This is a genomic window from Candidatus Symbiopectobacterium sp. NZEC151 (assembly GCF_025962655.1).
In the GTDB taxonomy this organism is placed as follows: domain Bacteria; phylum Pseudomonadota; class Gammaproteobacteria; order Enterobacterales; family Enterobacteriaceae; genus Symbiopectobacterium.
In genome coordinates this window covers 785,537-810,863 of record NZ_JAGFPE010000001.1, presented here as the reverse complement: position 1 = coordinate 810,863, position 25,327 = coordinate 785,537, and the positions used below count along the sequence as shown (strand labels likewise).

Below are 25,327 nucleotides of genomic sequence, written 5' to 3'. Positions count from 1 at the left end.
CATCATTTTAGCGGCCAACGAAAAAACACCTTAAACACCGCAGCAACAGTTAGACTTCATTCGTTACGTTAAGTAAGATTTGTTAACCAGAATCACGATTTTACAACAGGGCAACGCTCAAGATATGCAAGGATCGCGCAAAAGCACACGGCAGTGGGTAAACACAGGGTATCAGCGTCGCAGTAATCGTAAGAGACGCTTGACTTAAATGCGATTGAGAATTATTTTCATCTAATAATTAACCATCGCGACTTGTAAGGATATGTCTATGCGTTTCTTCCAGGCCTTCACCCCTTCTCGAATTGTGCGTCTCACTCTGCCTCTGGCACTCCTCGCCGCGTCTACTCTCGCCTCACCCGCGTATGCCAAAGACAAACTCAAGGTGGTAACCACCTTTACCATTATTCAGGATATCGCGCAGAACATCGCGGGAGACGCAGCTACCGTAGAATCGATCACCAAGCCGGGCGCAGAGATCCATGACTATCAGCCCACACCGCGGGATATCGTCAAGGCGCAGTCTGCGGACCTTATCTTGTGGAACGGTTTGAATCTGGAGCGCTGGTTCAGCCGCTTCTTTGAAAATATCAAAGATGTCCCGGCCGTTACGGTAACCGATGGGATAACACCACTGCCTATCCGTGAAGGGGCCTATAATGGCAACCCGAACCCACATGCCTGGATGTCTCCCAGCAACGCCTTGATTTATGTCGAGAACATCCGTAAGGGACTGGTGCAATACGATCCGGATAACGCGGAGATCTATAACCGTAACGCAAAGGCTTATGCGGAAAAAATCACCGCACTGGATGCCCCACTGCGTGAGCGTTTGTCGCGCATTCCTGAGGCACAGCGCTGGCTCGTCACCAGCGAAGGCGCTTTTAGCTACCTCACCACCGATTATCAGTTCAACGAAGTCTACCTGTGGCCGATCAATGCTGATGAGCAGGGTTCCCCTCAGCAAGTGCGCCGCGTGATCGATACCGTGCGTGAAAAACACATCCCGGTGGTGTTCAGTGAAAGCACCATTTCCGATAAACCGGCCAAACAGGTCAGTAAAGAAACCGGCGCGAAATATGGCGGCGTGTTGTATGTTGACTCATTGTCCAATGAAAAGGGTCCGGTTCCCACCTATCTGGATCTGCTGCAAACCACGGTGAACACCATCGCCGAAGGATTTAATCAATGAGTCGTACACCTGCATTAGCACTTACCGTTGACGATGTCTCCGTGACTTACAGCAACGGCCATCAGGCGATTCGTAACGCGTCCTTTTCACTGGGCGGCGGCACCATCTGCGCGCTGGTTGGGGTCAACGGCAGCGGTAAATCGACCTTATTCAAAAGCATCATGGGGCTGGTGAAGCCCTCTTCGGGCCAGGTTCGTCTCAACGGCGAAGCCATCAGTGACGCGTTGAAAAAAAATCTCATCGCCTATGTGCCGCAAACCGAAGAGGTTGACTGGAATTTTCCCGTGCTGGTCTCCGACGTGGTGATGATGGGGCGCTACGGCAAAATGAATTTTTTGCGCATCCCGCGCCAGCAAGATCGTGACGTGATAAACGATGCCATGGCTCGCGTCGGCATGAGCGCGCTGAGCCAACGGCAAATTGGTGAACTCTCCGGCGGGCAAAAAAAGCGCGTTTTTCTGGCGCGTGCGCTGGCGCAGCAAGGGTGTGTGCTGCTGTTGGATGAACCCTTTACCGGCGTGGATGTGAAAACCGAAAATGCCATTATCGATCTGCTGCGCACTCTGCGTGATGAAGGACATCTGATTTTGGTGGCGACCCACAACCTCGGCAGCGTGCCTGAATTTTGCGACAACGTGATTCTGGTCAACCGCACCGTACTGGCAGCCGGTCCCACCGCAACCACCTTCACCCAGAGTAATCTGGAGAAAACCTTTGGCGGCGTGCTGCGCCACATCAATCTCGGTGGCGAGCATCTGCACGACGATGACGACGCCCGAACTGTCACCGTATTAACCGATGACGAACGCCCTGCCGTCTTTTATGGCGCAACCCCCAGCGATACACCGGCATTCCGCTCCCGGCCAGAGGATAACTAACGTAGATGTTTGAACTTTTGTTGCAGCCGTTCCACTACAACTACATGGTGAAGGCAATTTGGGTGAGTGCCATCGTAGGCGGCGTCTGTGCCTTTCTTTCCGCCTACCTGATGCTCAAGGGCTGGTCGCTGATGGGCGATGCCCTCTCCCACTCTGTGGTGCCGGGCGTTGCGGGTGCCTACGCACTGGGCTTGCCCTACGCGGCGGGCGCTTTTTTTACCGGCATGCTGGCCGCCTTGGCAATGACGCTTATCCGTCACATCACACGTTTGCGTGAAGATGCCATTATCGGCTTTATCTTTTCCACCTTCTTTGCCGCCGGATTGCTGATCATCTCCCTTAACCCCACCTCGGTTAACGTACAGTCGATTATTTTCGGCAATATTCTCGGCATCGCCGACGAGGACGTGCTTCAGGTCGAGATTATTATCGGCATTACCTTCATCATCATGTGTGTGCTGTGGAAAGATCTGCTGGCGGTGTTTTTTGATGAGAACCACGCCCGTTCCATTGGTTTATCGCCGCTGAAGCTCAAAATCCTGTTTTTTACCCTGCTCAGCGCCTGCACCGTAGCCGCGCTGCAAACCGTAGGTGCCATTTTGGTGATTGCCATGGTGATCACACCGGGTGCTACCGCTTACCTGTTAACCGATCGTTTTGGCAGACTGATTGTGATTGCCATTGTGCTCGGTGCCATCAGCAGCGCGTTGGGTGCCTATCTCAGTTTTTATCTTGATGGTGCAACGGGCGGGGTGATTGTCACCTTGCAGACGCTGATCTTTCTGCTCGCGTTTTTGTTTGCCCCGAAACATGGCTTACTGGCGACACGGCGTGCGCGCCACCGTGCGGCAGAGGGAGATGTGCAATGACAATGTTGTTTGATTGGATCATTGAACCGCTGGCCTATCCGTTCATGCAACGCGCACTGCTGGCTGCCGTCGTCACCGGCGTGGTGTGTGCGGTACTCTCCTGCTATCTGGTGCTCAAAGGGTGGTCGTTAATGGGGGATGCCATCTCCCACGCCGTACTGCCCGGCATCGTTGTGGCGTTCTTGCTCGGTATTCCCTTTGCGGTAGGCGCATTTGCCTCCGGCGTGCTGTGCGCGCTCGCCACCGGTTATCTGAAAGAGCATAGCCGCGTCAAAGAAGATACCGTGATGGGTATCGTTTTCTCTGGCATGTTCGCCCTCGGGCTGGTGATGTTTGCCCGGATAGATACCGACCAACATCTGTCGCATATTCTGTTTGGCAACGTCTTGGGGATCACCGCACAAGAGTTGACGCAAATCCTGCTGATTGCCGGTGTCACGCTGGTCATTGTCATGCTTAAACGCCGTGACTTGATGCTGTATTGCTTCGATCCACACCATGCCCGTGTGATTGGCCTGCCGGTCAAATGGCTCCACTACGGTCTACTTTGCCTGCTGGCGATGACTATCGTTGCATCGCTGCAAGCCGTTGGGGTTATTTTGGTCATTGCCATGCTTATCGCCCCCGGTATCGTCGCGTTTATGGTGTGTAAAACCTTTGATGGTATGCTGATTGTCGCCACCTGCGTATCGGTGTTCTCCTGCGTTGCGGGCACGCTGATCAGTTTTTATCTGGATGGCGCAACGGGGCCTTGTATCGTATTGGTTCAGGCGCTGTTCTTCGCGCTGGCCTTGACCGTGCATCAGGTTCGCACCCGACGTCAGCGCATCGCGCAAGCGGCGTTGTCTTAACACGATAGCGCGTTTTTCAGCCAGCGGCTGACGATTCGGGTTATACTGCTCTCGGTGTGGGCGATTGCCCATGCTGTGCGACAGCTTCAGGTTTACTGATAAGGAATACGCTAAGGTAACAATCTCTTCGTGACATCATCAACGGGGGTGGCGCTATGTGGCAAGCAATCGGCAAGCTATTGGATGAACATCTTGGAACCGCTGATATCTTCGAGTACCAGGCGTGTGAAGCCGGAGAGATGCACACCGTCTGGCAGGTGAAATACGGTGAGTATGATGTTTTCGTCAAGAGCGATATCCGCGAGATGTTGCCCAAATTCACCGCTGAGGCCGATCAACTGGCGCTGCTGGCACGCAGTCGTACGGTACGTGTGCCTGCCGTGTATGGCGTAGGGAGTTCACGGGATCACAGCTTTCTGCTGATGGAATACCTTGCTCCAAAGCCGCTGGATGCGCACAGTGCCTGGTGCCTCGGAGAGCAGCTGGCACATCTGCATCAATGGAGCGACCAGCCACAATTTGGTTTGGATTTTGATAATGACCTCTCAACCACGCCACAACCGAATAGCTGGCAGCGGCGTTGGGCCACGTTCTTTGCCGAACAGCGCATTGGCTGGCAGTTGCAGTTGGCTGCCGAAAAAGGGATGTACTTCGGTGATATCGATTCGTTGATTATGCAGGTGGAGTCGCGCCTGGCTGGACATCAACCGCAACCCTCACTGCTGCACGGCGATCTTTGGCCCGACAACTGCGCCAGCTATCATGATGGCAGTTTCCTGTTCGATCCGGCCAGCTATTGGGGCGACAGAGAGTGTGATTTGGCTATGTTACCCCTCACACCCTCGCTGCCACCGCAAATCTATGACGGTTATCAAAACGTCTGGCCGCTGGATAAGGGCTTTATTGAACGCCAGCCGTTATACCAGATCTATTATCTGCTTAACCGGGCAAATTTGTTTGGCGGGCAACATGTTACTGCGGCGCAACAGGCTATTGAGCAGCAGTTGACCACGTGAATCAGACGGTGGCACAGCCCTTGCAGCATCATGTCGCAAGGGCTGCGGTAGCTATCACACGGGTACGCTCAGCAGGCGCAACACCAGGTAACCGGCAACGGCGGTAATAATCGGCATGATATACAGCGGGAAATATTGCAGAAAAATGGTGTGATGCGGCACTTCTGCCCGTGATGCCAGCTCTTCACGGGTGCGTCCCTCACTCCCTTTCATTTTCTCAAGAATCACCTGATCCTCAATGCCCTCACGCACCGCCCGCGCCTGGCGCGACATGCGCGCACCGCTCACTTGCAGTGCCAGCCCAACAAAAATCAATAAATAGATAATCCAGAACATGATACTGGCGACAGCGAAGGGCCGGGAGAAATCCGGCATCGGCGAGTTGTACCAAAAAAGGTTAAGAAACGGCGTGTTAAAGCGCGTCATATCAATCATAAGGTGCAGAAAATCCAGAAGTACGGCATCAATGCCCTGCTTTTTTTGCGTGTATTGATAGACATAGTTCGCCAGCGATATGCAGGTTGAGAGCAGAGCCGGGATAAAAAGGATCCATCCTGCAATGCGTTTTATAATCGCAATAAGACCCGCCTGTTGATACGTCATGAGTTCCCCTTATAAATGACGCGATAAAATAGCCCTCACCCAGCACGAGCGGCTCCGGGGTAACGGGCAGGCAACGCCGAAACAGAAGCCGCTGGCATATCCCGTTGCATTATAACCATAATAACTGTCGATAGGCAGTGTAGACACCCATACACAACGCCCCATGACGGTGAAAACTGTGGTAGCCTGCCCGTTGCAGGGCTGATATACGCGGGCTGGAAGCGGCCAACTCAGCCCCATGACCTCTTTTTACCTGACAGGAGACGTAGATGTCTGTAGCTAACGCGCCTCGCGCCGCCTTGTTTGATATGGACGGCTTGCTGATCGATTCTGAACCCTTGTGGGAACAGGCTGAGGTAGAAGTGATTGCAGCATTAGGGGTGGATACCTCGGTGCGCGATACCCTGCCCGATTTGTTAGGCTTGCGTATCGATCTGGTGGTTGACCTGTGGTATCAGTACTCCCCTTGGAAAACCCCCAGCCGCAGTGAGGTGGTCAAGCGTATTATCGCCCGCACCCTTGAACTGGTGGATGAACGCCGCCCACTGCTGCCCGGCGTTGAGCACGCTTTGCAACTGTGTCAGGAACAGGGCTTTCGCATCGGACTGGCTTCCGCATCCCCGCTGTTTATGCTGCAACACGTGTTGCACACCTTTGGTTTGACGCACTATTTCGCTACGCTGGCCTCTGCGGAATCACTGCCTTTCAGTAAACCGCACCCGCAGGTCTATTTAAACGCGGCGCAGGCGTTAGGTATTTCACCGCTGTGCTGTGTCACACTGGAAGACTCTGTCAACGGCATGATTGCCACCAAAGCCGCGCGTATGCGCTCCATCGTGGTGCCAAGCACTGCGCATGCCCAGGATCCGCGTTGGGTATTGGCTGACAAAACGTTGCATTCACTGGCAGCGTTAACGCTGGAAGATTTGACGGGAAAGTGATCGGGACTGACGGGGAGGATAAACCGGCCAATCGCCTGGCCGGTTTGTAACGCTAGAATCAGCGGCGCTTAGAGGAAATCAGCGCGTTTCGGATTGAAGGTATCAATCAAGATGCTGCCATCTTCCAATGACACCACGCCGTGCATTTCATTCTTAACGGCCAGATAGGCATCGCCCGCTTTCAGAATGTGTTTTTCCCCTTCAATCACCACTTCAAAGCTGCCCGCAGCAACGTAGGCAATCTGATCGTGGATATCATGGGTGTGCGGCGTACCGATAGCCCCTTTATCAAAATGCACCAACACCATCATCAGGTTGTCGGTCCAGGTCATGATTTTGCGTTTAATACCGCCGCCCAGTTCTTCCCACGGGGTTTCATCATCAATAAAGTAGCGTTTCATGGTCACTCCTTCCTATTCATTGTTATCGCCTAATTCCCAACGGGATGCGGGTAGGCACTGCATACGGATTGCGCCATTCTAGTAACATTCGTTACGAACGAAACTGAAAAGGTGTAAAAGCATGACGGCCTTCAAGAAATAAATAAAACAATATTTCACTTTTATTGAATTACTATACCATCAGCTTCACGCTTCTCCAAACATGAAAGCGCCGGGCGCGCACCGGAACAGGTCAGGTTGTCACTGCCACGCAACTTGAGCTGTTTTGCCCGGCGCTTTCGTTCTCTCAGTGGCGAGCAAGCGTAAATGTAGCGTACCAAGAACCAGTAGCAGCAAGCAGACTTGGCTAGCAGCATCCCGGTTCTTTACTACACTTCTCTGGTTTCACCAATGAAAGCAATGCGGTAGCAATTCTGACCGATAGCACGCTGACAAGCTCACACATTTTTTTAACAGATAACGCGACACGTTCCAACAATGCGTTTTCTTTGATATATATTTCAATTAGTTAGTTAAAACAAGGTGGCGCAACCCTTGCCAAAACCGCCTCCTTAAAAAAAATCAAAACAACGTTCCGACTTTGATCACACTTTCGAGATTGCGTGCATGACGAGCGGGCAAATAGCGCAATATAATCAATCGAAACAGTGTTTCTATTTATAAGGAACTGCAACGCAGTTCGATAAGAAGGTTCTCGATGAGTATTTTTACGACTTTACGCACCAGCTCAGAAACGACACTCAACGAATGGTTAGCCGCCCTGGATAGCCATATCGCTCGCGTATCGCAGGCCGCTCAAAGCCGTAAAAATCCTTCACCGCTGCGGGCAGACGGCTTTGATGTCACCACGCAACAACCCGTAGTGTGGAAATTCCCGGATGGCCATGATGCGCCCATCGCGAATTTCGCCAGCCAGCAAAACTGGTTAAGAACCTTAAGCGCCATGAGCATCATTACTGGCGATTCCAGTTACGAACAGCAGGCAACCGCTTATACCGACTACTTCTTCCAACATTATGTTGATGACAACAGCGGCCTGTTCTATTGGGGCGGGCACCGTTTTATCAATCTGGATACGCTGGGCAGCGAAGGGCCGGAATCCAAAGCCATGGTGCATGAATTAAAACACCATCTGCCCTATTACGCGCTGTTGCACCGCGTCGACGCAGAAAAAACGCTGAACTATTTGCAGGGTTTCTGGAATGCCCATGTTGAAGATTGGCAGCAACTGGATCTTGGCCGCCACGGTGATTACGCCAAAACGCGTGACCCGCAGGTGTTTGAACACGCACGCCGTGATGTGGTTGACCCGGCGATCTGGCCTGAACTGCCGCTGACCAAAGGGTTGACCTTCGTCAACGCGGGTACCGACCTGATTTACGCCGCCTTTGCGTATGCGCGCTTTACCGGCGATGCGTCAGCGGCGGCATGGGGTAAGCATTTATATCGCCAGTATGTGTTGGCGCGTAATCCTGAAACCGGGATGCCGGTGTATCAGTTCAGTTCGCCGTTGCAACGCCAGCCGGTACCGGAAGATGACAACCAGACGCAATCCTGGTTCGGCGACCGTGCACAGCGTCAGTTTGGTCCGGAATTTGGCGTTATCGCCAAAGAGGCCAATGTGCTGTTCCGCGACATGCGCCCGTTATTGATTGATAACCCGCTGGCAATGTTGGATATTCTGCGCCAGCAGCCCGATAGCGACATCATGACCTGGGTAATTTCAGGCTTAAAGAATTACTACCAGTACGCTTATGACGTGGTCAGCAACACGCTGCGACCGATGTGGAACAACGGCCAGGATATGACCGGCTTTGTGTTCCCGCGTGATGGCTATTATGGCAAAAAAGGCACCACATTAGCCCCCTTCGCACTCGAAGGTGATTATTTGCTGCCGTTGGTACGTGCTTATAGCTTGAGCGATGACGATGAGCTGTATGCCCTGATTGAGACAATGGCGCAGCGCGGTGAGCAAGATGGCTTGGAAAACAGCGCAACGCCTTTCCTGTTGGTTGCCTTGACGGAACTGGCGGAAAAAACGCAGTCCCCACTTTGGGCAGAACGCGCCTGGCGCGTAGCGGAAACCTTATTCAAACAGCACTTTCATCATGGTTTGTTTGTTCGTTCGGTACAACATCGTTATTTACGCCTGGATGATCCTCTTCCTCTGGCATTGCTGACGTTTGTTGCCGCTTGTCACGGTAAACGTGACGCGGTACCGGCACTTTTAACGCAGGGTGGATACGTCCACGGTGATTTTCGCTTTAATGGGGAAAACAGAATTGTTTATGACGTGGAATTAATTTATCCAGAGTTATTAACACATTGATTTTTATTTTAATGGTTCTCAATTACTAAGTAGGTAAGCATTATGAATGAAAACAAAAGGCTGGGGCTAGCCTATATCTCCCCTTATATAATAGGGTTGATAGTTTTTACCGCTTTCCCCTTTATTTCATCGTTTGTGCTCAGTTTTACTGAATATGATCTGATGAATCCACCTGAGTTTACGGGTTTGGAAAACTATCACCGGATGTTCCTGGAAGATGACCTCTTCTGGAAATCTCTGTGGGTTACCTTTGCCTATGTATTCCTGACCATTCCGTTGAAATTGATTTTCGCACTGCTGATTGCATTTGTGCTCAATTTCAAATTGCGTGGTATCGGGTTCTTCCGTACTGCTTACTATGTACCGTCTATTCTCGGTAGTAGCGTAGCCATTGCCGTACTGTGGCGTGCCCTGTTCGCCATCGACGGTCTGTTGAACAGCTTCCTTGCCGTATTCGGTTTCGACGCTATCAACTGGCTGGGCGAACCTTCACTGGCGCTGATGTCGGTAACACTGCTGCGCGTATGGCAGTTCGGTTCCGCGATGGTTATCTTCCTGGCCGCATTGCAGAACGTACCGCAATCGCAGTACGAAGCCGCAATGATCGATGGTGCGTCTAAATGGCAGATGTTCCTGAAAGTGACCGTACCGTTGATTACACCGGTTATTTTCTTCAACTTCATCATGCAGACCACGCAGGCGTTCCAGGAGTTTACCGCGCCGTACGTTATTACCGGTGGTGGCCCGACGCACTACACCTATCTGTTCTCGCTCTACATCTACGATACGGCGTTCAAGTATTTCGATATGGGCTACGGGGCAGCGTTAGCATGGGTACTGTTCCTGGTTGTCGCTGTGTTCGCATCAATATCGTTTAAATCGTCTAAATACTGGGTGTTCTACTCCGCCGATAAAGGAGGAAAAAATGGCTGATATCCATTCCAATCTGTCATCGGCGCAAGCCCTCGCAGAAGCAGAAGTTCGTCGTACGTTGCGTAAAGAAAAAATGAATGCGGCTGTACGCTATGTTGTGTTGTTATTCGTCGGTCTGTTGATGCTGTATCCACTGGCGTGGATGTTCTCTGCATCGTTCAAACCGAACCATGAAATCTTTACTACGCTGGGACTGTTCCCGGACAACCCGACCAGTGACGGCTTCGTCAACGGCTGGAAAACCGGTACAGAGTACAACTTCGGTCATTACATGCTGAACACCTTCAAGTTTGTAATCCCGAAAGTGATCCTGACCATTATCTCCTCGGTTATCGTGGCTTACGGCTTTGCCCGCTTCGAGATTCCTTGGAAAAACTTCTGGTTTGGGACCTTGATCGCTACCATGTTGCTGCCCAGCACCGTACTGTTGATTCCTCAGTACATCATGTTCCGTGAAATGGGCATGCTGAACAGCTACATGCCGTTGTATTTGCCTTGTGCATTTGCAACCCAAGGGTTCTTCGTCTTCATGTTGATTCAGTTCCTGCGCGGTGTACCGCGTGATATGGAAGAAGCAGCACAGATTGACGGCTGTAACTCCTGGCAGGTGTTGTGGTATGTGGTTACGCCGATTCTGAAACCGGCCATCATCTCTGTCGCATTGTTCCAGTTCATGTGGTCCATGAACGACTTTATCGGCCCGCTGATCTATGTCTACAGCGTGGATAAATACCCGATTGCGTTGGCTCTGAAAATGTCCATCGACGTAACAGAAGGCGCACCCTGGAACGAAATCTTAGCAATGGCAAGCATTTCGATCCTGCCATCCATCATCATTTTCTTCTTGGCACAGCGCTACTTTGTTCAGGGCGTGACCAGCAGCGGAATTAAAGGTTAATAGAGGATTTATCATGGCTGAAGTAGTTTTCAACAAACTGGAAAAAGTTTACTCCAACGGTTTCAAAGCAGTTCACGGTATCGATCTGACCATCAAAGACGGTGAGTTCATGGTTATCGTTGGACCGTCCGGCTGTGCCAAGTCCACTACCCTGCGTATGCTGGCAGGTCTGGAAACCATCAGTGGCGGTGAAGTTCGTATCGGTGAACGCATCGTAAACAACCTGGTACCCAAAGATCGCGGTATCGCGATGGTGTTCCAGAACTATGCCCTCTACCCGCACATGACAGTGCGTGAGAACCTGGCATTCGGTCTGAAACTGGCGAAATTGCCGAAAGAGAAGATTGAAGAACAGGTTAACGAAGCCGCCAAAATCCTGGAGCTGGAAGACCTGATGGACCGTCTGCCGCGTCAGCTGTCCGGTGGTCAGGCACAGCGTGTAGCCGTAGGCCGTGCGATTGTGAAAAAACCAGACGTGTTCCTGTTCGACGAACCCTTGTCTAACCTGGATGCCAAACTGCGTGCCTCGATGCGTATCCGTATTTCTGACCTGCACAAGCAGTTGAAGAAAAGCGGCAAGCCAGCAACCAGCGTCTACGTTACCCACGACCAGACCGAAGCCATGACCATGGGCGACCGTATCTGCGTGATGAAACTGGGTCACATCATGCAGGTGGATACGCCGGATAACCTGTATCACTATCCGAAAAACATGTTCGTGGCAGGCTTTATCGGCGCGCCGGAAATGAACATTAAACCGGGCAAACTGGTTGAAACTAACGGTCAGATTGCTCTGCACGTAGGGGGTTATACCCTGCCCTTGAATACGGCACAGCAGGATAAAGTCCGCTCTCACCTGACACAGGACATCTTCTTCGGCGTGCGCCCTGAATATGTGTCAGTCTCTGATGCACCGTTTGAAGACAACCACTCTGTCGGCGAACTGGTGCGCGTAGAGAATATGGGTCATGAATTCTTTATGTACATAAAGGTTGATGGCTTTGAGATAACCAGTCGTATTCCTTCCGAGGATGCACGATTGATTATTAAGAATGGCCTGAACCGTCAGGTGTTCTTTAAGTTTGATATGGATAAGTGCCATATCTTTGATGCAAAAACAGAACAAAATATCTCTCTTTAACAGGAGTAGTTACCGATGAAAAAAGCGATCCTACACACGTTGATAGCCTCATCTCTGGCATTGCTGGCGCATCAATCTTTCGCAGCGGATAACGTTGAACTGCGTATGTCCTGGTGGGGCGGCAACGGTCGTCACCAACAGACGCTGAAAGCGATTGAGGATTTCCAGAAGGCAAATCCGAACATCACCGTTAAAGCGGAATACACCGGTTGGGACGGCCACCTGGCACGTTTGACCACACAGATCGCCGGTAACACCGAGCCTGACGTGATGCAGACCAACTGGAACTGGCTGCCGATTTTCTCTAAGAGCGGTGACGGTTTCTACGATCTGAACAAACAGAAAGGGGTTATCGATCTGGCTCAGTTCGAACAAAAAGAACTGAACAACACCACGGTTGACGGCAAACTGAACGGTATTCCGATCTCCGTGACTGCACGTGTGTTCTACTACAACACCGATACCTGGGCAAAAGCAGGTCTGGAATACCCGAAAACCTGGGATGAATTGCTGAACGCCGGTAAAGTGTTCAAAGAAAAACTGGGCAGCCAGTACTACCCTGTCATCATGGAGCACCAGGATACGCTGGCGCTGCTGAACTCTTACATGGTACAGAAGTACGGCATTCCTGCTATCGACGTGAAAACCCAGAAATTTGCCTACAACGATGCGCAGTGGGCTGACTTCTTCGGTATGTACAAAAAACTGGTTGATGGCCACGTGATGCCGGACCTGAAGTACTACGCGTCTTTCGGCAAGAGCAACATGTATGAAATGAAGCCGTGGATTACCGGCGAATGGGCGGGTACTTACATGTGGAACTCCACCATTACCAAGTACTCTGATAACCTGCAACCGCCAGCCAAGCTGACGTTGGGTAACTACCCGATGCTGCCAGGTGCTAAAGACGCAGGCCTGTTCTTCAAACCGGCCCAGATGCTCTCTATCGGTAAATCGTCTAAACACCCGAAAGAAGCTGCAATGCTGATCAACTTCCTGCTGAACAGCAAAGAAGGTGTTCAAGCGCTGGGTCTGGAACGTGGCGTACCGTTGAGCAAGGCAGCTGTAGCACAACTGCGTAGCGATGGCGTCATCAAAGATGATTCCAACGCGGTCGCGGGCTTGAATCAGGCATTGACATTACCGCACGAAATCGGTGTATCTCCGTACTTTGATGACCCGCAAATCGTAGCGCTGTTTGGTGATACCATTCAGTCTATCGACTACGGCCAGAAAACGGTTGATGAAGCGGCTAAATACTTCCAGCGTCAATCTGAGCGTATTTTGAAACGTGCAATGAAGTAATAGTGTTTATGTAATATACACTTTAAATCCCTGTCATCCTGCATGGCAGGGATTTTTTCATTTTAATTGAAACACACTTTATTTCCCCGCCGATCAAGTTCACATTTTGAAACCCTATTTTACTTTTTGTTACTCAAGCCGATCCGGATCACAAAATAGAATTTGAGAATAAATAAAATAGAACTTGTTCCAATAAGCACAAATGCGTCTTTTAGCATAAATGTTATTACTCGATGGGAAATAATAAAATGAAATTAAAATTATTAGCTCTGGCCGTGGCTTCGCTCGTTAGCGTCAACGCAATGGCAGTCACAATTGATTATCGTCATGAAATGCAAGATACCCCAAGCGCCGATCATAAAGACCGCTTGTCAATATCTAACCGTTTTGCCAATGGTTTTGGTCTCTCTGTTGAAGCCAAATGGAGACAGCATAAGAATGATACTACGCCGAACCGTCCGTTCAGCGAAACTGTAAGTAACGGTACTGAAGTCGTTGCCAGCTATGTCTACAACTTTGATAAAACCTGGTCTATCGAACCTGGTTTCTCTTTAGATTCAAGTTCTGACTCCAACAACTACCGCCCTTACCTGCGCGGTAAAGTGAATATCACCAACGACTTGTCTTATTCACTGCGCTATCGTCCTTACTACAAACGTAACAGCAACAACATCGGGCAAAAAGGTAAGCAAACCGATGAAACCGGCTACAACATCACCGGTGTGCTTTCTTATAAATTCCTGAAAGATTGGCAGGTTGATTACGAAATGGATTATAAAAAATCCAACCAGTATCAAAACTTCCAGTTTGACAAAGAAACATGGAAACTGGAACACGACGTAAAACTGTCCTACAAATGGGATAAAAACTGGAAGCCGTATACCGCTATCGGTAACGTGGCACAGGATGGTAAATCTGATCACCGCCAGACCCGTTTCCGCGTAGGTGTTCAATATAGCTTCTAATCGTGATTAACGATTAAAAGTCAGGCAAAAGCCGTTCAGGGATATTCAGGTTAACAAAGTGTGATAGCGTTCCGGAATATCCCTTTTTTATGTGTTTGCCTTAGCTGTACAGCAGTAGTTTTAGCATTGCGATAGTTAGCTTTAGTTTATGTATTCTGTGTCTGAATTACCCTCTTCGTGTATGAACGTTATTTCTTGATATATATTTTTGTGGTTTTTAGGGTGTTCGTTTTCTCTCCGATGTGATGAATACCCTTTTTTTTTCCTCTCCAATTCTCCATGCTAGCTCACTCCTTCCCTAATGACTTTGTTGCGAGTAATAGACTATGATTTCGCGTTCTCTTATTGCCGGAGCTTTATTAGTGTCAATGTCTGGAATCAGTTTTGCCAACACCACGTTTCCTGTCTGGCCACAGGGTGAAGCACCGGGAGCAGCAACCTCATCGGCCAAACCCGAGGTGGTAGAACGCAGTAAGGACCCAACACTGCGCGATCGCGCAGCCACCGGAATAAGAGCCCCGGAAATCACCGTCTATGCGCCAGAAAAACCCAATGGCGTGGCCATTCTGGTCACCCCGGGTGGATCTTATCAACGCGTGGTATTGGATAAAGAAGGCAGCGATCTGGCCCCCTACTTCAACGCACAAGGTTATACCTTGTTCGTCATGACCTACCGCATGCCGGGAGAAGGCCACAAAGAGGGCGCAGAGGCGCCTCTGGCGGATGCGCAGCGCGCGTTGCGCACGTTGCGGGCACAGGCCGCCAACTGGAAGCTCAATCCGCAGCGCATCGGTGTTATGGGATTCTCCGCCGGTGGGCACGTGGCAGCCAGCCTGGGCACCCAATTTGACCGTGCAGTAACGCCAGCGCAGGATGATATCGACCGCCTGAGCGCACGCCCTGACTTTATGGTACTGATGTATCCGGTGATTTCCATGCGCGATGATATTGGTCACACCGGCTCGCGCAAACAGCTGCTGGGACAGCATCCTGACGACGCGGGCATCGTGCGCTATTCACCGGATCAGCATGTCAATACGCAAACCCCGCCAACGTTTTTGGTGCATGCCGTGGACGATCCGTCAGTCTCGGTTGAGAACAGCATGGTGATGTTTTCTGCACTGAAGACGAAAGATATTCCGGTGGAAATGCACCTGTTTGAAAAGGGCAAACACGGTTTTGGCATTCGCGGCACCACGGGGTTGCCCGTCGCTGTCTGGCCGCAACTGGTTCATGCCTGGATCAGTGCATTGCCCGTTGACAGCACCAGCAGCAAGAAATAACCACAAGACATAAATAGTTACGCCGTCACAACTTCCGCAGCGGGGAATATTTCTCTATACTGGATAAAATAACAGTTCACTGAGAAACCCCATGACTGCGGAAGGACATCTGCTATTCTCCGTCGCCTGCGCTATTTTTGCCAAAAACGCAGAGCTCACGCCAGCGCTGGCGAGCGGAGATTGGTGGCATATCATTCCGGGCGCGCTGCTGACCGCGTTGCTGCCAGATATTGATCACCCCAAATCCGTGTTGGGTCAACGTTTACGCTGGATTTCCACACCAGTCGCCCGCGCCTTTGGGCACCGTGGTTTCACCCACAGTTTGCTGGCCATTGTGGCAGTCATCTGTTTTATCCGTCTGCAATTGCCTGCCGATTGGCCCATCCCCACCGATGCCTACCACGCCATGCTGATTGGCTATCTCAGCCACATCATGGCCGATATGTTGACCTCGGCCGGTGTGCCCTTGTTGTGGCCCTGCCGCTGGCGCTTTCGCTTGCCGCTGATCAACAGCCAGAAAGGCAACCAGCTTGAGCGGGTGCTTTGTCTGGCGTTGATTGGCTTTTCGCTGTACCACTCGCCGCGCGCGGGCGCCTGTTACGGCTATGAGCAGGCCTGCCGCTGGTATGATTCCGCCCGCAGTCAATTCAGCCAACTGCTCCGCTAGTGCTCCTCATTAAAACCGTAAACGCTATACGTTTTAGGCAAAAGATACGTCGGATTGGTATAACGAAAGCCATAAGGAGCTGTTATCCTAGCGCCCGTTTTCATTTTTAGGGAGGAGACGGTATGTCCGTTGCGCTATTGGCTAATATTATCGTTTTTTTGGCGTTGATCGTCCTGCTTGCTCATGCCAGCCGTAACCCGACGTGGAGTCTGGCGAAAAAGGTTCTGCTCGGTCTGGTGATCGGCGTGCTGTTCGGCTTCGCGCTGCATCTGGTGTATGGCGGCAACAATCCGGTCATCAAGGCTTCCGTTGCCTGGTTTAACATCGTGGGGAACGGTTACGTTCAACTGTTGCAAATGATTGTTATGCCGCTGGTTTTCGTTTCAATCCTCAATTCGGTTGCCAAGCTTCACAATGCGTCGGCGTTGGGTAAAATCAGCGTATTGACGCTGGGCACCCTGCTGTTAACCACCCTGATCGCAGCGCTGATCGGCGTGTTGGTTACCCTGCTGTTTGGCCTTAGTGCCTCAGGGCTGGTGCAAGGTGCGCAGGAAACCGCGCGTCTCAGCGCCATTGAGAGTAACTATGCGGGCAAAGTGTCCGATCTCAATGTGCCGCAGTTGATATTGTCGTTTATCCCCAAAAACCCGTTTGCTGAGCTGACTGGCGCTAACCCCACCTCAATTATCAGTACGGTGATTTTCGCCGCCCTGCTCGGTATTGCGGCGCTGCAACTGCATCGCGATGATGCTGCCAAGGGTGAACGCGTCTTGGCGGCGATCGATACGCTGCAATCCTGGGTGATGAAGTTGGTTCGCCTGGTGATGAAGCTGACACCCTACGGTGTGTTGGCGCTGATGACCAAAATGGTCGCGACGTCGAATTTGCAGGATATCATCAAGCTGGGCAGCTTTGTCATCGCCTCCTACCTCGGCCTTGGCATCATGTTTGTGGTGCATGGCCTACTGTTGGCGACAACGGGCATCAACCCACTGCGCTTCTTTCGCAAAATCGCTCCGGTGCTGAGCTTTGCGTTTACCAGCCGTTCGAGCGCAGCCACCATTCCGCTCAGCATTGAAGCGCAAACGCGCCGCATCGGCGTGCCGGAATCCATCGCCAGCTTTGCTGCCTCCTTTGGCACCACCATTGGGCAAAACGGCTGTGCCGGGCTCTATCCTGCCATGCTAGCCGTGATGGTTGCTCCGACGGTCGGCATTAACCCGCTGGATCCGGTGTGGATTGCCACGCTGGTGGGTATCGTCACCATCAGTTCTGCCGGCGTCGCCGGCGTGGGCGGCGGTGCAACCTTCGCTGCATTGATCGTTCTGCCCGCCATGGGATTGCCGGTAACGCTTGTCGCGCTGCTGATCTCTATCGAGCCGTTGATTGATATGGGGCGTACCGCGCTCAATGTGAGCGGTTCAATGACCGCAGGTACGGTGACCAGTCAGTTACTGAAACAAACGGACAAGGCGCGTTTCGCGGCCGATGATGAGTCATCGCTGAACACCTCTCACGCCTGACACAAAGGCGAGTTGGTTCAGGCATAAAAAAACCGGCAGGTCTACCCTGCCGGTTTTTTGTTTATGCAAACGGCAATACGCGCACAACGCGATTACCGTTGGGGATTGGTGTCATAGGCTTCGCAGCTTTGGAAACCTTTGTTCAACACTTGTCCACGGTCGTTGAAACTTACAAAATAGTTCTGCGCCGTGCCATCACGGTTTTTCAACAGGTAGTTAAAGCAGGTGCCTCTGGCATTTTTCAACCGCACTTCTGACGCAGGCGCGCCAGCAACTTGCCGCACTTGCTGTTTGGTCTGTCCGGCCTTCACCTCTTTAACCACCGGCTCAGTAAAACTGCTTTCTGCACGATTATAGGCTGAACACCCAGAGAGAAGGATAGCCCCCGCAGCACCAAGACATATCAGTAGTTGATTATTTTTCATGTTATTACCTCATTCATTAATGGGTCACTGACAAGGCTAGATCGCCCGCTGCAATTTTTCAAATCATCAGTCGACTACGTTTTTGGTCCCGATGACCTTTTTTGCACCAAAAAAAGTAAAAATACGCGCGCACGGCTTGTCCTTTTTCTTCACGGCGATTAGCTTTACACTCTACCCATCAAGATAATTATTTTGCAGTATCAACAGGTTCAGGAAGGGGGCCATCATGTCATTGCAGCAAGAGATCATCCAGGCACTGGGTGTTAAGCCTACTGTCGATCCCAATGCCGAGATTCGCATCAGCATTGATTTTTTAAAGAATTATCTTAAGGCCAATCCCTTCATTCGTTCGTTAGTGCTGGGGATCAGCGGAGGGCAGGACTCCACGTTGACCGGCAAACTGTGCCAGACCGCCATCAATGAGTTACGCAGCGAAACCGGCGATACGCGTTATCAGTTTATCGCGGTACGCTTGCCTTATGGCATTCAGGCGGATGAAGCCGATTGCCAGGATGCCATCGCCTTCATCCAACCGGACAGCGTGTTAACGGTTAATATCAAGCCCGCCGTCGAAGCGAGTGAAGCCACCCTGGCGGCCATCGGCGTGACGCTGTCTGATTTTGTCAAAGGCAACGAAAAGGCGCGCGAGCGCATGAAAGCGCAATACAGCATTGCGGGCATGAACGCGGGTCTGGTGGTCGGCACCGACCATGCGGCAGAAGCCGTCACCGGGTTCTTTACCAAATACGGCGACGGCGGCACGGATATCAATCCTATTTTTCGTTTAAATAAACGGCAAGGAAAAGCGCTGCTGAAGGTACTTGGCTGTCCGCAGCACCTGTATACCAAAGCCCCGACAGCCGATCTGGAAGAGAATCGCCCTTCTTTGCCTGATGAAACCGCCCTTGGCGTCACCTATAACGAGATTGATGACTATCTGGAAGGAAAAACGATCGACGCCGATCGCGCTGCCATTATCGAAAACTGGTATAAAAAGACCGAACACAAGCGCCGTCCTCCGGTTACTGTATTTGACGATTTCTGGCACTGATAGGCAGGCAGTAGAGGCTGCACGGATGCCACAAACGGCATCCGTTTTCTTTTGGAACAATGATAATCAACATGGATATGACCCCACAACGCGCCACGCTGGCAGGCCTGTTAGCCATTCTGCTCTGGAGTACTTCTGTCGGCCTGTTACGCAGTTTAACCGAAGCCCTCGGCCCTGTCGGAGGGGCGGCGATGGTATACAGCACCTGTACGCTCTGTCTGGTGCTGTTCTCCGGATTCCCCTCTCTACGCGGTTTTTCCAAAGGCTATTTGTTCGGTGGTGGATTACTTTTCGTCTGTTACGAAATCTTTTTATCGCTCTCCATCGGTTTCGCTGCTAATCGCGTACAGGCGATGGAAATGGGCATGATCAATTATCTTTGGCCCAGCCTCACACTGCTGTTCGCGGTTTTTATCAATCAACAAAAAAGCAGCCTTGGGCTATGGATTGGGGTCGCGCTCGCGCTGGTCGGCATCGTCTGGATGATGAAAGGCGAAAGTCACTGGTCGCCATTAGTGATGTGGCAAAACATTCTGACCAACCCGCTGGCCTACGGCCTGGCCTTCGCCGCGGCCATTTCCTGGGCGCTGTATTGCAATATCACCAAGCGGCTCGCGCGGGGCAAAAGTGGCAATACCCTGTTCTTCCTCGCGGTCAGCATTGTGCTGTGGATTCAATACGCGGCCTCCACTAGGCCGCCGATGGCATTTTCCGTTACCACCGGGCTGGAACTGCTGTTTATGGGAGCATCGACAGCCGTCGCCTATTCTGCATGGAATACCGGTATTCAGCGCGGCAACATGACACTGCTCGCCACCGCGTCATATTTCACGCCGGTGTTCTCAACGCTGCTGGCCGCCCTGTGGTTGCATACGGTGCCCGATGTGGCCTTTTGGCAGGGTGTCGCCATGATTACGTTGGGCTCATTGGTCTGTTGGTGGGCAACGCGAGAGACACAAAAACAGTAGGGTTTTATCGCGCTCCCTTCAGCGGGCAATACCTGTTATAGTGCGTTTCACATTTATTTAACTCATTTCATCGTATTGTATGTTAAAGCGTTTTTTTGCTTACTATGCCCCCTACAAGGGGCTGTTCGTTCTTGATTTTGGCTGTGCCATCATCGCCGGTTTACTTGAGCTTGGTTTCCCGATGGCTATCAAGGCCTTCATCGACAAGCTGTTACCGGCTCAGGATTGGTCGCTCATTTTACTCGCCTCGGTTGCCTTGCTGCTGGTCTACCTGCTCAATACTGCGCTGATGGCCATCGTCAACTACTGGGGACATGCGCTGGGCGTCGGGATCGAGACCGATATGCGTCGTCAGGCTTTTGACCATCTGCAAAACCTGCCATTCCGCTATTTCGATAATATGAAAACCGGACATATCATCGCCCATGTGACCAAAGATCTTGAAGAGGTTGGCGAAGTAGCCCACCACGGTCCGGAAGATCTGTTCCTTGCCATCATGACCTTTATTGGTGCCTTTATCCTGATGGCTACCGTACACCTGCCTCTGGCGATGATTACCGTGGTCATTGTGCCGTTCATGACTTATCTGGTCAGTCGCTACGGTGCGCAGATGACCGACACCTGGCGCCGTCTGTTTGGCCAGGTCGGCAACTTTAATGCGCGCATTGAAGAGAGCATCGGCGGGATCCGCGTGGTGAAGGCGTTTGCCAATGAGTCTCATGAAAAAGCGCTGTTCGCGCAGGACAATGAGAACTATCGCACCATCAAACTGCAAGCTTACCGCATCATGACCGCGAGCCTGACGCTGAGCTATCTCAGCACGCGCCTGATTCAACTGATCATCATGCTGGCGGGCATTTGGTATGTGATTCAAGGTGAACTGTCTTACGGTGGCTTTATTGGTTTCCTGTTGCTGATTGAAGTGTTCTTCCGTCCGGTTGCCAAGATAACGTCGGTATTGGAGAGCTATCCGAAAGGGATTGCCGGGTTCAAGCGCTTCACCCAATTGATCGATACGGTGCCTGACATCAAAGATGCCCCCGATGCACGTGCCGTTACGCACCTCAAGGGCGATATCCGCTTCGAACGCGTTAGCTTTGGCTACACGCCAGAAAGGCCGACGCTGCATGACATCACCCTCGCTATCCATGCGGGAGAAACCGTGGCATTCGTTGGTCCATCAGGAGCGGGGAAAACCACGTTGTGTTCTCTGTTACCTCGTTTCTACGATTTAAACGCGGGTGCTATCACCATCGACGGGATCGATATCCGCAACATGACGCAAGCGTCACTGCGCCACCAGATCGGTATCGTGCAGCAGGATGTCTTCTTATTTGGTGGCACTATTCGGGAAAACATCGCTTACGGTAAACTGGGCGCAAGCGATGAAGAAGTGATGCACGCCGCTCAGCGCGCCAAGCTCGATGAACTGATTGCCACCCTGCCAGACGGATTGAATACCGTGGTGGGGGAACGGGGAGTGAAACTCTCCGGTGGGCAGAAACAGCGTTTATCGATTGCACGGATTTTCCTGAAAAACCCACCGATTCTGATTTTGGACGAGGCCACCTCCGCGTTGGACACGGCAACCGAACAGGCGATTCAGCAATCGCTGAGCGAGTTATCAAGCGGACGCACTACGCTGGTGATCGCACACCGTCTGGCGACCATTCAGAACGCCGATCGTATCGTGGTGGTGGATGAGGGCCGAATTATTGAACAAGGCAGTCATCAGGCTCTGCTCAATAACAGCGGCAGCTATGCCCATCTGCATCAGGCCCAGTTTGGTCAAGCGTAACGCCTGATCGATAGGCCGTGATACTCAGGCGAGAGCGTTGTCTCTCGCCTTTTTTCTGTCTACTCCCTTTTTTCCCCGCATTTTTGACATTCATGGTTTCTTACCCAATAAAATGCATTTAAAATACACCAATAAAGGTAACGGGATGAGAGACGAACCGTGGCACGAAAACCAATGGGAAAATATCGTCTGCGAGAACTGCGCACCGTTCTGCTGATGATAGACCTGTATGAAAAGCACCATCCCACAGACGCGGAGGATGGCGATCGCTATCAGCACCTTTCTGCCTATGCCACCAATCGCCTTGAGCGCTGTCAGTTTGGCGAAGAGAAACCAGCCTGCAAGCATTGCCCGATCCACTGCTATCAACCCGCCAAACGCGAACAGATTCGCGCCATTATGCGCTGGTCGGGGCCAAGAATGTTGTTGCACCACCCTATTCTGGCGATACGCCATTTAATTGATGACCACCGCCCGGTACCGGCGCATACGCCGCGTCAGGAACCCACGACGCGGGTGCGCCAACCGCAGACTGCCAGCCCGGATCGCGGCGTAAAAAAAGGCCGCTGACGCGGCCTTTTTGTGAATCGCATGTAAGAACTACTCTTTGGGAGAGGCGTTCTCGACTCTGCTTTTGAGCTTTTGCCCTGGACGGAAGGTGACCACCCGGCGCGCCGTAATCGGAATATCTTCACCCGTTTTAGGGTTACGTCCCGGCCGTTGGTTCTTATCGCGCAGGTCGAAATTACCAAACCCCGATAACTTTACCTGCTCACCATTTTCCAGAGCGCGGCGAACTTCTTCAAAAAAAAGTTCGACGAGTTCTTTGGCATCCCGTTTACTCAGCCCGAGCTTTTCAAACAGGTATTCTGACATTTCAGCTTTAGTAAGCGCCATAGGTTCAATCCCTCAAGGATGCTTGGAATCGCTGTTTTAGTGCCTCTACGCATTGTGATACGGTAGCGGCAATATCCTCTTCTGCCAGTGTACGAGAGGTATCTTGCAATACCAGACTGATCGCCAGGCTCTTATACCCTTCTTCCACGCCCTTGCCTCGGTACACGTCAAACAAGTTTACGCCAACTAACTGATTTGCGCCAACTTTCTTACATTCTGACAAAACTTCGCCTGCCGAAACGTTTTCTGCTACCACAACCGCGATGTCGCGACGGTTTGACGGGTAGCGAGAAATCTCGCTCGCATCAGGAACCACGCGGTCTGCGACCTTGTTCCAGCTCAATTCGAACACCACAGTACGGCCATTAAGATCCAGTTTGCGTTCCAGCTCCGGATGGATTACACCAATGAAACCAACCGCTTCCCCTGCCAGATAAATCGCTGCGCTCTGGCCCGGGTGCAACGCCGGATGCGATTCGGCTTTGAACTCAATTTCCGAAAGTTTACCCGTCAGTGACAACAACGCTTCCAAATCACCTTTAAGATCATAGAAGTCAACCGTCTGACGCGCCAGATCCCAATGTTCATCATAGCGATTCCCGGTAATCACGCCAGCTAACATAACATCCTGACGAATACCGAGTTTATCCTGACTATCAGGAACGAATCTTAAACCGCTTTCAAAGAGACGCAGGCGGCTCTGCTGGCGGTTTTGGTTATAAACCACCGCGCCGAGCAAACCGCTCCACAGCGACAGACGCATTGCTGACATTTCCGTGGAGATCGGGCTTGGCAGAATCAATGCTTCTTCACCAGGATGGATCAGCGATTGTATTTTAGGATCGACAAAGCTGTAGGTGATCGCTTCCTGATAGCCGCGGTCAACCAGCAAGGTTTTCACGCGCTTGAGCGAAAGTGCCGCTTCACGGTGCGATGTCATGGTGAGCGGCGCGTGGGTCGGGATATTGGGAATATTGTTGTAGCCGTAAACACGGGCAACCTCTTCCACCAAATCCTCTTCGATCTCCATGTCAAAACGCCAGCTCGGTGCTACTGCGGTCCAGCCTGCCTCGGTACGAGCCACGCTGCAACCGAGGCGAGTCAGGATATCGCTCACCTGTTCGTCTGAAACCACATGCCCAATCAAACGGTCCAGTTTTTCTCTGCGCAGCGTAATCGTAGCGCGTGCCGGCAAGTGTGCCTCATTGGTCACATCGATCACTGGCCCGGCCTGACCACCGCAAATGCTCAGCAGCAATTGGGTCGCACGTTCCATCGCTTTGTGCTGCAACGCCGGATCGACACCGCGCTCGTAACGGTGCGACGCATCGGTATGCAAGCCGTGACGACGGGCACGCCCGGTAATTGCCAAAGGATTGAAATAGGCGCACTCAAACAGTACGTTGCAAGTTTCACCGTTAACGCCAGAGTGTTCACCGCCGAAAATACCGCCCATTGCCAGCGCTTTACTGTGATCGGCAATCACCAGAGTGTCTGCATTCAGCGTGGCTTGATTACCATCCAGCAGCGTCAGGGTTTCGCCTTCCTGCGCCAGACGCACCACAATACCGCCGTCCAGACGGTCCAGATCGAAAGCATGCATCGGCTGCCCTAACTCCAGCAGTACGTAGTTGGTCACATCCACCACCGCATCAATAGAGCGGATACCGCAACGACGCAACTTTTCGCGCATCCACAGCGGCGTTGCCGCCTTCACATCGATACCCTTCACCACCCGACCCAGATAGCGCGGACAGGCGTCAGACGCGTCGACCCGAATCGGAAAGGTGTCAGAAATCGTTGCCGCAACTGGCGTAATGTCCAGTGCCGTCAACGGCAGTTGGTTCAGCACCGCAACATCGCGGGCCACGCCAATGATGCTCAGGCAGTCGGCGCGGTTGGGCGTTACGCTGATTTCGATGGCGTTATCATCCAGCCCCAGATAGGCGCGAATATCGGTACCGATCGGCGCATCGTGCGGCAGTTCAATAATTCCGCTGTGGTCTTCAGAAATGCCCAGCTCGGAGAACGAGCACAACATCCCTTCAGAGGGTTCACCGCGCAGCTTGGCCGCCTTGATGTTGAAATCGCCCGGCAGTACGGCACCAATGGTGGCAACAGCCACGCGCAGCCCCTGACGACAGTTGGGTGCGCCACACACGATGTCCAGCAGACGCTCACCGCCCACGTTGACTTTGGTGACGCGCAGCTTATCGGCATTGGGATGCTGTCCGCATTCGACCACTTCACCGACCACTACACCATGAAACGCCCCGGCAACTGCCTCAACGCCATCCACTTCCAGGCCGGCCATGGTAATCTGTTCTGACAGTTCGTCACTGCTGATCGCCGGGTTAACCCACTCGCGCAGCCAATGTTCACTGAATTTCATAATA

General features: G+C 52.0%; 24 protein-coding genes. 19 read left to right on the top strand and 5 right to left on the bottom strand.

Annotated features, from left to right (window positions below):
* Nucleotides 1-268 precede the first annotated feature (268 nt).
* From J5067_RS03725 to J5067_RS03705, 5 genes are all read left to right on the top strand, one after another.
* Nucleotides 269-1,189 (top strand): metal ABC transporter substrate-binding protein, encoded by a 921-nt coding sequence (locus J5067_RS03725; protein ID WP_264642513.1) that lies wholly within the window; start codon nt 269-271, stop codon nt 1,187-1,189.
* A complete protein-coding gene (locus J5067_RS03720; RefSeq protein ID WP_264642512.1) occupies nt 1,186-2,067 on the top strand; it encodes a manganese/iron ABC transporter ATP-binding protein in 882 nt (293 codons plus the stop codon). Before J5067_RS03725 ends, J5067_RS03720 begins: the two co-directional genes overlap by 4 nt.
* Nucleotides 2,068-2,072: 5 nt before the next feature.
* Nucleotides 2,073-2,936, top strand: coding sequence for a metal ABC transporter permease (locus tag J5067_RS03715; protein ID WP_264650462.1), 864 nt, complete (start codon nt 2,073-2,075; stop codon nt 2,934-2,936).
* Complete coding sequence (locus J5067_RS03710; RefSeq protein WP_264642510.1) at nt 2,933-3,787, top strand: metal ABC transporter permease; 855 nt, start codon at nt 2,933-2,935, stop codon at nt 3,785-3,787. Before J5067_RS03715 ends, J5067_RS03710 begins: the two co-directional genes overlap by 4 nt.
* A gap of 155 nt (nt 3,788-3,942) precedes the next feature.
* Entirely contained in the window at nt 3,943-4,803 is an 861-nt protein-coding gene (locus J5067_RS03705; protein ID WP_264642509.1) for a fructosamine kinase family protein, read from the top strand.
* Between the two features lie 54 nt (nt 4,804-4,857).
* Here J5067_RS03705 and J5067_RS03700 read toward each other — a convergent pair whose 3' ends face one another.
* Nucleotides 4,858-5,406, bottom strand: coding sequence for a YniB family protein (locus J5067_RS03700; RefSeq protein WP_264642508.1), 549 nt, complete (start codon nt 5,404-5,406; stop codon nt 4,858-4,860).
* A 269-nt stretch (nt 5,407-5,675) separates the two neighbouring features.
* On the opposite strand from J5067_RS03700, the gene hxpB reads away from it, so the two are divergent.
* On the top strand, nt 5,676-6,347 hold the full coding sequence (hxpB, locus tag J5067_RS03695) for a hexitol phosphatase HxpB (protein WP_264650461.1): 672 nt from the start codon (nt 5,676-5,678) through the stop codon (nt 6,345-6,347).
* A gap of 68 nt (nt 6,348-6,415) precedes the next feature.
* On the opposite strand, the gene J5067_RS03690 is transcribed toward hxpB, so the two are convergent.
* Nucleotides 6,416-6,748 carry a cupin domain-containing protein gene (locus J5067_RS03690; protein ID WP_264642506.1) on the bottom strand — a complete coding sequence of 111 codons (333 nt, stop codon included), beginning with the start codon at nt 6,746-6,748 and terminating at the stop codon, nt 6,416-6,418.
* 697 nt (nt 6,749-7,445) lie between these two features.
* Here J5067_RS03690 and pelW point away from each other — a divergent pair.
* The 9 genes from pelW to J5067_RS03645 all read left to right on the top strand — a co-directional run bounded on the left by pelW (nt 7,446) and on the right by J5067_RS03645 (nt 17,792).
* A complete protein-coding gene (gene pelW, locus J5067_RS03685; RefSeq protein WP_264650460.1) occupies nt 7,446-9,077 on the top strand; it encodes a pectate disaccharide-lyase PelW in 1,632 nt (543 codons plus the stop codon).
* A 42-nt stretch (nt 9,078-9,119) separates the two neighbouring features.
* Nucleotides 9,120-10,010 carry a carbohydrate ABC transporter permease gene (locus J5067_RS03680; RefSeq protein WP_195313325.1) on the top strand — a complete coding sequence of 297 codons (891 nt, stop codon included), beginning with the start codon at nt 9,120-9,122 and terminating at the stop codon, nt 10,008-10,010.
* The gene (locus J5067_RS03675) at nt 10,003-10,908 is read left to right on the top strand and encodes a carbohydrate ABC transporter permease (RefSeq protein WP_264625477.1); all 906 of its coding nucleotides are present in this window, start codon (nt 10,003-10,005) and stop codon (nt 10,906-10,908) included. Before J5067_RS03680 ends, J5067_RS03675 begins: the two co-directional genes overlap by 8 nt.
* Before the next feature lie 13 nt (nt 10,909-10,921).
* Nucleotides 10,922-12,049: an ABC transporter ATP-binding protein gene (locus J5067_RS03670; protein WP_264642504.1), complete on the top strand. Its 1,128-nt coding sequence runs from the start codon at nt 10,922-10,924 to the stop codon at nt 12,047-12,049.
* Between the two features lie 15 nt (nt 12,050-12,064).
* On the top strand, nt 12,065-13,354 hold the full coding sequence (locus J5067_RS03665; RefSeq protein ID WP_264642503.1) for an ABC transporter substrate-binding protein: 1,290 nt from the start codon (nt 12,065-12,067) through the stop codon (nt 13,352-13,354).
* A 248-nt stretch (nt 13,355-13,602) separates the two neighbouring features.
* On the top strand, nt 13,603-14,319 hold the full coding sequence (locus tag J5067_RS03660; RefSeq protein WP_264650459.1) for an oligogalacturonate-specific porin KdgM family protein: 717 nt from the start codon (nt 13,603-13,605) through the stop codon (nt 14,317-14,319).
* 326 nt (nt 14,320-14,645) lie between these two features.
* Complete coding sequence (gene paeX, locus J5067_RS03655; RefSeq protein ID WP_264650458.1) at nt 14,646-15,602, top strand: pectin acetylesterase PaeX; 957 nt, start codon at nt 14,646-14,648, stop codon at nt 15,600-15,602.
* A gap of 91 nt (nt 15,603-15,693) precedes the next feature.
* On the top strand, nt 15,694-16,269 hold the full coding sequence (locus J5067_RS03650) for a metal-dependent hydrolase (RefSeq protein ID WP_264650457.1): 576 nt from the start codon (nt 15,694-15,696) through the stop codon (nt 16,267-16,269).
* Between the two features lie 122 nt (nt 16,270-16,391).
* Entirely contained in the window at nt 16,392-17,792 is a 1,401-nt protein-coding gene (locus J5067_RS03645) for an L-cystine transporter (protein ID WP_264650456.1), read from the top strand.
* A gap of 92 nt (nt 17,793-17,884) precedes the next feature.
* Here J5067_RS03645 and osmE read toward each other — a convergent pair whose 3' ends face one another.
* Nucleotides 17,885-18,217, bottom strand: coding sequence for an osmotically-inducible lipoprotein OsmE (osmE, locus tag J5067_RS03640; protein ID WP_264642498.1), 333 nt, complete (start codon nt 18,215-18,217; stop codon nt 17,885-17,887).
* Nucleotides 18,218-18,443: 226 nt separating this feature from the next.
* Here osmE and nadE point away from each other — a divergent pair, with 226 nt between their 5' ends.
* The 4 genes from nadE to J5067_RS03620 all read left to right on the top strand — a co-directional run bounded on the left by nadE (nt 18,444) and on the right by J5067_RS03620 (nt 22,604).
* The gene (gene nadE / locus J5067_RS03635; RefSeq protein ID WP_264650455.1) at nt 18,444-19,268 is read left to right on the top strand and encodes an ammonia-dependent NAD(+) synthetase; all 825 of its coding nucleotides are present in this window, start codon (nt 18,444-18,446) and stop codon (nt 19,266-19,268) included.
* A gap of 77 nt (nt 19,269-19,345) precedes the next feature.
* Complete coding sequence (gene yddG, locus J5067_RS03630; protein ID WP_264650840.1) at nt 19,346-20,236, top strand: aromatic amino acid DMT transporter YddG; 891 nt, start codon at nt 19,346-19,348, stop codon at nt 20,234-20,236.
* Between the two features lie 79 nt (nt 20,237-20,315).
* Complete coding sequence (locus J5067_RS03625; protein WP_264650454.1) at nt 20,316-22,034, top strand: ABC transporter ATP-binding protein; 1,719 nt, start codon at nt 20,316-20,318, stop codon at nt 22,032-22,034.
* 159 nt (nt 22,035-22,193) lie between these two features.
* Entirely contained in the window at nt 22,194-22,604 is a 411-nt protein-coding gene (locus J5067_RS03620; RefSeq protein ID WP_264642495.1) for a nitrous oxide-stimulated promoter family protein, read from the top strand.
* A 30-nt stretch (nt 22,605-22,634) separates the two neighbouring features.
* Here the strand turns inward: J5067_RS03620 and ihfA are convergent, their stop codons facing one another.
* Nucleotides 22,635-22,931 carry an integration host factor subunit alpha gene (gene ihfA, locus J5067_RS03615; RefSeq protein WP_009112984.1) on the bottom strand — a complete coding sequence of 99 codons (297 nt, stop codon included), beginning with the start codon at nt 22,929-22,931 and terminating at the stop codon, nt 22,635-22,637.
* 4 nt (nt 22,932-22,935) lie between these two features.
* Nucleotides 22,936-25,323: a phenylalanine--tRNA ligase subunit beta gene (gene pheT / locus J5067_RS03610; RefSeq protein WP_264650453.1), complete on the bottom strand. Its 2,388-nt coding sequence runs from the start codon at nt 25,321-25,323 to the stop codon at nt 22,936-22,938.
* Nucleotides 25,324-25,327: the final 4 nt, after the last annotated feature.